Genomic DNA, 325 nt, shown 5'->3' with positions numbered 1-325 from the left:
TCCGCGCTGCTGGGTATGCACGTACTCGTGCAGGTTGTTCTGCGCGTTGTTCGCGCCGGGACGGCTGTCGTAGAAGATCCGCAGCCGGCTGCGTATCGGCGCGGGCAGCTCGCTTACGTCCACGCGCTCATCGCCCAGCGCCATCTCCGCACCGATCAATACCTTGTCGCCCAGTGTGGTGCCGCCCGTGCGCAGCATGCCCACTGCATACGTGATGGTGGCCGGGCGCAGCGCCGGGTAAAGCGCCCGGAAGGCGGCCAGATCGCGCTCCAGCGTAGCGCTGGCCTGCTGTGCATTCGCAGTCAACGGCCGTACCGAGGTCCAA

1 protein-coding gene is annotated in these 325 nt (G+C 67.1%); it reads right to left on the bottom strand.

The features are described 5' to 3' along the window. A partial coding sequence (locus tag EN850_RS34880) for a hypothetical protein (protein ID WP_210238062.1) occupies positions 1–306 on the bottom strand: 306 nt, incomplete at its 3' end. Positions 307–325: the final 19 nt, after the last annotated feature.

The organism is Mesorhizobium sp. M8A.F.Ca.ET.207.01.1.1 (genome assembly GCF_004794715.1).
In the GTDB taxonomy this organism is placed as follows: domain Bacteria; phylum Pseudomonadota; class Alphaproteobacteria; order Rhizobiales; family Rhizobiaceae; genus Mesorhizobium.
Note: the sequence above shows the minus strand (reverse complement) of the source record. Positions and strands in the feature narration are given on the sequence as shown.